Here is a 6,370-nt window from a genome sequence, read left to right as displayed (position 1 = left end):
AATAATCATAATTATTTTTTATACTAAAATGTGAATATTAAATAAGTAATATTAAAAGGGGGAAATTTTAATGAAAAAGAAGATGATATCTGTATTAACATTAGCTTTAGCAGGAATGTTAGTACTTGGTGGATGTAAAAAAGTAGAAACTCCACCTACAAATACACCAGCACCAGGAACGGGCTCAAGTAGTGCTGTAGAAGGATATATAAAGGCAGAGGATCCTAGTAAAAATCCTATAAAGGATAGAAAGGATACTTTAGTTATCGGTATAGATGCACCAGAAGAAGTGTTTAATCCGCTTTATTCAGAATCAGCATATGATGTGTATATAACAGAAAGTATATTTGATGCACTTCTTACTGTTGATGAGAAGGGGATGCCGGTAGAAGGGCTTGCTGAAAAATATTCAATATCAGATGATGGATTAAAATATTCATTTACTTTAAAAGATGGATTAAAGTTCTCTGATGGCTCACCATTAACTGCTGAAGACGTAGCCTTCACATACACAGTAGGTTCAGATCCTACTTATGATGGACCTACAGACTTTGTATATGCAACAAAAATTAAAGGGGCAAAAGCATACAAGGAAGGTACAGCGTCAAATATAGAAGGTATTAAGGTAATTGATGATAGAAATATAGAATTTACTTTAGAAGAAGTAAATGCAGATGCTATATATGATTTTACAGCAGGTATATTATCTAAAGCTTATTATGGAAAAGACTATAAGCAAGGAAACTTAGATTATATTAAAGGCTTCCATAAGACTCCACTTGGATCAGGACAATATGCATTAGTTAAGACAGTAGCAGGACAAGAAGTTGACCTAGTTGCTAATGAACACTATCATTTAGGAAAACCAAATATACCAAATTTAATTTATAAGGTTACTTCACAAGAAACTAGAATGCAAATGCTTCAAACTGGTGAAGTTGACATGGATATGGTAACAGTTAGTCAAGATAACGTTCAAGCTTTAAAGGATGCTCAATTTATTGACTTACACATATTCCCTACTAATGGATATGGATATATTGGCTTTAACTTTGCAAATCCTAAGTTCCAAGATCAAAAGGTAAGACAAGCATTAGCTTATGGATTAAACAGAGCTGAAGTTGTTGAAGCAGTTTATGCTGGTGGATTTGCAGATGTTATTAATGTTCCTCAATCAAAGGTTTCATGGGCATACAATAAGGGTGAAAATGATTATGCATATAACAAAGATACAGCTGCAAAATTATTAGATGAAGCAGGTTGGAAAGTTGGTTCAGATGGAATAAGAGAAAAAGATGGTGTTAAACTTGAAGTTAAGTTTACTGCAAGTACTCCTAATGCTGTTAATGAAGCATTAATTCCAATTGCACAAGCAAACTATAAAGAAATAGGTGTTAAGTTTGATGTAGAACAAATGGACTTTAACGCAGTTAGAGAAAAAGTTAATAATGGAACAGTTGAAATGTTCTTCATGGCTTGGGGATTAACTGCAAAGGCTGATTCTACAGGCGTATTTGGAACTAATGGAGCACAAAACAAAACTGCTTATTCAAATCCTAAGGTTGATGAATTATTAGCAAAAGGTTTAAAAGAAACTGATGTAGAAAAGAGAAAAGAAATTTATAAAGAATTATATCAAGTTCTTAATGAGGATCTTCCATACATCTTCATATATCAAAGAAGAGATATGTGGGCTGTTAACTCAAGAGTTAAAGGCTTTGAGAATGAAATAACTCCATATAAAGATTTCTGGCAAAGTCTTTATAAATTAACTTTAGAATAAAATTTACAAGTGCTTAGCCTAGTAACTAGGCTAAGCACTATTAATATAGGGAGGATATAAATATGATTACGTATATAGCTAGAAGATTCCTACAAATGCTTGTAGTTTTATTTGGGGTATCTCTTATTGTATTTTTCATAATTGCAAAAGCACCTGGAGACTACGTTAGTAGTAAAGGGAATGCAAATATGACAGAAGAAAAAAAGCAAGAGCTTAGAGAAAGTATGGGACTTGATAAACCTATAGTAACAAGATACTTTACTTGGATGAAAAGCTCAGTGACTGGAAACTTTGGAGATTCTTTAAAATTTAAACAACCAGTCGTTAGTGTAATAGAGACATATATATGGAATTCATTTGCACTAGCTATAACAGCATTAATTGCAAGTATCTTAATTGCTGTTCCAATAGGAATAGTATCTGCAACTAAGCAATATTCATTAGTAGATGGATTTTTTACAGTTTTAGCATTGATAGGAATTTCACTTCCTTCATTTTTCCTAGGGTTAATGGCTATTAAGTTTTTAGCTTTTGATTTAAAACTTTTCCCAGTTGGAGGAATGACATCTACAGGAAGCAATTTTACAGGGATTAAGTATTTTATTGATGTAATTTATCATATGTTCTTACCATTTTTAGTTCTTACTGTATTACAAGTAGGATCTTTAATGAGATATACAAGAACAAGTATGTTAGAAGTTATTAGGCAAGATTATATAAGAACAGCCAGAGCTAAGGGATTAAAAGAATCAGTAGTAGTTTATAAGCATGCTTTAAGAAATGCATTAATACCAATTGTTACAATATTAGGATTATCTCTACCAGGATTATTTACTGGAGCAATGATAACTGAAACAATTTTTGCATGGCCAGGAATTGGAAAAGTGGCTTTTGATTGCTTAAACGCAAGAGATTTTCCGTTTTTAATGGCATTTAATATGTTAGTTGCAATACTTACTTTAATAGGAAGTTTAATTTCTGATATTTCTTATGCTTTAGTAGACCCTAGAATTAGATTAAAGTAAGGAGGCATTATTTATGAGTACAGATTTAGAAAGAAATAAACTTGAAGTAGTTGTTGATGAATTTGTTGAAGAAATTGTTATAGATAAAGTACAATCTTTATCTCCATGGAAGATGGTTATTAGAAGACTTAGAAAAAATAAGCTAGCAATGGTGGGGCTTGGAATTCTTATATTTATGATATTATTTTCATTTTTAGGACCATTATTTACACCTTATACAGCAGATACTATGAACTTTGCTATGAAAAAGCAACCTCCTAGTGGGTATTATTTATTAGGTACTGATCTTTTAGGAAGAGATATATTAACAAGGCTTATGTATGCAGGAAGAATATCCTTATTAGTAGGATTTGTAGCTGTAATTATAGAGATAATTATAGGTGGTGCTTTAGGAGCCATAGCAGGATTTTATGGTGGATGGGCAGATACTATTATAATGAGAATAGTTGATATATTTTTATGTATACCATTTTTACCAATATTAATTATTTTAGGTGCTATTATGTCTGACTTAAATGTCAGTTCAGATGTAAGAATATTTTATGTAATGTTAATTATTGGAGTTTTATCATGGCCAAGTATAGCAAGACTTGTTAGAGGCCAAATTCTATCTTTAAGAGAGCAAGAGTTTATGCAAGCTGCAGAAGCATTAGGACTAAAGGATTCAAGGCAAATATTTAAGCATTTAATACCAAATGTAGTTCCACAAATTATAGTATCAGCAACTTTAAGTATAGGTGGAGCTATAATGACAGAGTCAGCATTAAGTTATTTAGGGATGGGAGTTACACCACCTGCTGCTTCTTGGGGAAATATGATACAATCAGTAAATAATTTTATAGATTTAATGCAAAGACCTTGGCTTTGGGTACCGCCAGGTGTATGTATCTTCTTAACTGTTATGGCTATCAATTTATTAGGTGATGGATTAAGAGATGCTCTAGATCCGAAACTAAAGAAGTAAGGAGGATATAGATTATGAGTGAATTAATAGAATTTAAAAATCTAAAAACTTATTTTTATACAGAAGCTGGAACAGTTAAAGCAGTAAATGATGTTAGTTTTAAGATTAAAAAAGGTGAAGTAGTTTGTGTAGTTGGAGAATCAGGCTGTGGTAAAAGTGTAACAGCAATGAGTTTAATGAGATTGATTGATTCACCTGGTAAAATAGTTGATGGTGAGATAATTTTTGATGGAAGAGATATATTAAAATTATCAGATCAAGAGATTAGAGGAATAAGGGGAAATGATATATCAATGATATTTCAAGAACCTATGACTTCTTTAAATCCAGTATTTACTGTAGGTAAACAAATAATGGAATCAGTAATGCTACATAGAAAAGTTAGTAAAAAAGAAGCAAAAGAGGTAGCTATTGAGATGATTTCTTTGGTAGGTATACCTGATGCTGAAAAAGTTGTAAATAGATATCCTCATGAATTAAGTGGAGGAATGAGACAAAGAATAATGATAGCTATGGCATTAAGCTGTAATCCAAGATTATTAATAGCAGATGAACCTACTACAGCATTAGATGTAACTATTCAAGCTCAAATTCTAGACTTAATGAGGGGAATAAAGAGTAAATCAGATACCGCAATAATGTTAATAACACATGACTTAGGTGTTGTTGCAGAAATGGCTGATTATGTAGTAGTTATGTATGCTGGAAAGGTTATAGAAGAAGGCCCTGTTAATACTATATTTAATAATCCTACACATCCATATACAGTAGGATTGCTAAAGTCTAAACCAATACTAAATGAATATAAAGAAAGGCTATACTCAATACCTGGACAAGTTCCTAGTCCAATAGGGATGCCTGATAATTGTTATTTTAGTGATAGATGCGAACATTGTTTTGATAAATGTAAATCAAGTCAACCAGTACTAAAATATGTAGAAAAAGGACATAAAGTAGCATGCTTTAAATACGAGGGGGAATAAAAATGAATGAAGAAATTTTACGAGTTGAAGCTTTAAAGAAATATTTCCCTATAAAGGGTGGAATAATGCAAAGAACAGTTGGAAATGTTAAAGCTGTTGATGGTGTAAGTTTTTCCATAAAAAAAGGAGAGACTTTAGGGATTGTTGGTGAATCTGGATGTGGGAAAAGTACTACAGGTAGAGTTGTACTTAGACTTTTAGATAAAACAGAAGGAAATGTATTTTATAAAGGTCAAGATATTCATTCCCTAAAGAAAAATGATTTAAGAAAAATGAGAACAGATATGCAGATTGTTTTTCAAGATCCATACTCATCATTAAATCCAAGAATGCCAGTTGGTGAATCAATAGGTGAAGCACTTATTCACCATGGTCTAGTTTCTAAAAAAGATGTTAGAGATGCAGTACTTGAAACTATGAAAATATGTGGATTAGCTGAATATCAAATAGATAGATATCCCCATGAATTTTCAGGCGGGCAAAGACAAAGAATAGGTATTGCAAGAGCATTAGCATTAGATCCTTCTTTTGTTGTATTAGATGAACCAGTTTCAGCATTAGATGTATCTATTCAAGCTCAAATTATAAATCTTTTATCTGATTTACAAGAGAAAAAAGATTTAACTTATATGTTTATTTCTCATGATTTGGGAGTAGTTGAGCATTTAAGTACATCTGTTGGTGTAATGTATCTAGGTAGTTTAGTTGAAAAAGCTCCTAAAGAAGAAATATATAAGAATCCATTGCATCCATATACCAAAGCACTTTTTTCAGCTATACCTATACCAAATCCAACAATTAAAAGAAATAGAATAATCCTTACAGGTGATATACCAAGTCCATCAAATCCTCCAAAGGGATGCAAATTCCATACAAGATGTCCATATGCAGAAAAAATATGCATGGAGGTAGAACCAGAATATAAAAATGTTGGTGGAGATCATTTTGTAGCATGTCATTTGGTTAAATAAAGGAGAAACAATGGTTAAATTAAAGGAAAAAAAAGACAAGGAATTATTTAATGATACTAGAATGAATGAAAAACCTAAATTTAAGGATTTAGTTGCTATGGTGTTCAGACAATATCTTATTATACTTCCTATAGTATTTGGTTTCGCATTACTATTTATGGTAATTGTGAAGTTACTTTTACTATTTTGGAAATAAAATAAAGAGGTGTAAATAGTATATTAAACCTCTTAAAAGAATATTATGTATCTCTTATTGATAAAATGTTTTACCTATGGTATAATAACTTCAAGGTAGCGAATAATATTATTATTAAGATGAAGAGGTATATTATATGAATGATAGAATTAAGTCATTATTTTATATTATTAGTTCTATATTAGTTGTAGGTATAGTAGGATACTTAGCTATTAATCTTTTGATTTATTTAATTCCAGTTTTAATAGCAATTTATGTAATTTTTAAAATCAAGGGATATATAAATGGAAGAAAAAGTAGGAAGTCAACTATGAACTATACATATGATAATAAATCAGCTAATAATATCAGTATAGATGATATATATAATTCTGACGATAAAGTTATTGATGTTGAATATGAAGATGTAAAAAAATAATTCTAGCTAAAAACTCAGCATATGCTGAGT

At 30.9% G+C, this 6,370-nt stretch carries 7 protein-coding genes; all 7 read left to right on the top strand.

Annotated features, from left to right (window positions below; genetic code table 11):
• The first annotated feature begins 70 nt into the window (after window positions 1–70).
• Window positions 71–1,783: an ABC transporter substrate-binding protein gene (locus HUJ77_RS13845; protein WP_291709577.1), complete on the top strand. Its 1,713-nt coding sequence runs from the start codon at window positions 71–73 to the stop codon at window positions 1,781–1,783.
• A gap of 62 nt (window positions 1,784–1,845) precedes the next feature.
• The gene (locus tag HUJ77_RS13840; protein WP_291709575.1) at window positions 1,846–2,808 is read left to right on the top strand and encodes an ABC transporter permease; all 963 of its coding nucleotides are present in this window, start codon (window positions 1,846–1,848) and stop codon (window positions 2,806–2,808) included.
• A gap of 13 nt (window positions 2,809–2,821) precedes the next feature.
• Window positions 2,822–3,772 carry an oligopeptide ABC transporter permease gene (gene opp4C / locus HUJ77_RS13835; protein WP_291709574.1) on the top strand — a complete coding sequence of 317 codons (951 nt, stop codon included), beginning with the start codon at window positions 2,822–2,824 and terminating at the stop codon, window positions 3,770–3,772.
• Between the two features lie 14 nt (window positions 3,773–3,786).
• Window positions 3,787–4,755 (top strand): ABC transporter ATP-binding protein, encoded by a 969-nt coding sequence (locus HUJ77_RS13830; protein WP_366033504.1) that lies wholly within the window; start codon window positions 3,787–3,789, stop codon window positions 4,753–4,755.
• 2 nt (window positions 4,756–4,757) lie between these two features.
• On the top strand, window positions 4,758–5,726 hold the full coding sequence (locus HUJ77_RS13825; RefSeq protein ID WP_291709572.1) for a dipeptide ABC transporter ATP-binding protein: 969 nt from the start codon (window positions 4,758–4,760) through the stop codon (window positions 5,724–5,726).
• Between the two features lie 10 nt (window positions 5,727–5,736).
• Complete coding sequence (locus tag HUJ77_RS13820; protein ID WP_291709570.1) at window positions 5,737–5,922, top strand: hypothetical protein; 186 nt, start codon at window positions 5,737–5,739, stop codon at window positions 5,920–5,922.
• Between the two features lie 136 nt (window positions 5,923–6,058).
• The gene (locus HUJ77_RS13815) at window positions 6,059–6,340 is read left to right on the top strand and encodes a hypothetical protein (RefSeq protein WP_291709568.1); all 282 of its coding nucleotides are present in this window, start codon (window positions 6,059–6,061) and stop codon (window positions 6,338–6,340) included.
• The last annotated feature ends 30 nt before the right edge of the window (window positions 6,341–6,370 follow it).

Origin of the sequence: Clostridium sp., assembly GCF_021443865.1 — a bacterium.
Taxonomy (GTDB): domain Bacteria; phylum Bacillota; class Clostridia; order Clostridiales; family Clostridiaceae; genus Clostridium.
Note: the sequence above shows the minus strand (reverse complement) of the source record. Positions and strands in the feature narration are given on the sequence as shown.

Excerpts from the sequence above, each read along its gene's own strand:
- HUJ77_RS13845 (WP_291709577.1), top strand. The coding sequence starts at position 71 with ATGAAAAAGAAGATGATATCTGTATTAACATTAGCTTTAGCAGGAATG.
- HUJ77_RS13840 (WP_291709575.1), top strand. The coding sequence starts at position 1,846 with ATGATTACGTATATAGCTAGAAGATTCCTACAAATGCTTGTAGTTTTA.
- opp4C (WP_291709574.1), top strand. The coding sequence starts at position 2,822 with ATGAGTACAGATTTAGAAAGAAATAAACTTGAAGTAGTTGTTGATGAA.
- HUJ77_RS13830 (WP_366033504.1), top strand. The coding sequence starts at position 3,787 with ATGAGTGAATTAATAGAATTTAAAAATCTAAAAACTTATTTTTATACA.
- HUJ77_RS13825 (WP_291709572.1), top strand. The coding sequence starts at position 4,758 with ATGAATGAAGAAATTTTACGAGTTGAAGCTTTAAAGAAATATTTCCCT.
- HUJ77_RS13820 (WP_291709570.1), top strand. The coding sequence starts at position 5,737 with ATGGTTAAATTAAAGGAAAAAAAAGACAAGGAATTATTTAATGATACT.
- HUJ77_RS13815 (WP_291709568.1), top strand. The coding sequence starts at position 6,059 with ATGAATGATAGAATTAAGTCATTATTTTATATTATTAGTTCTATATTA.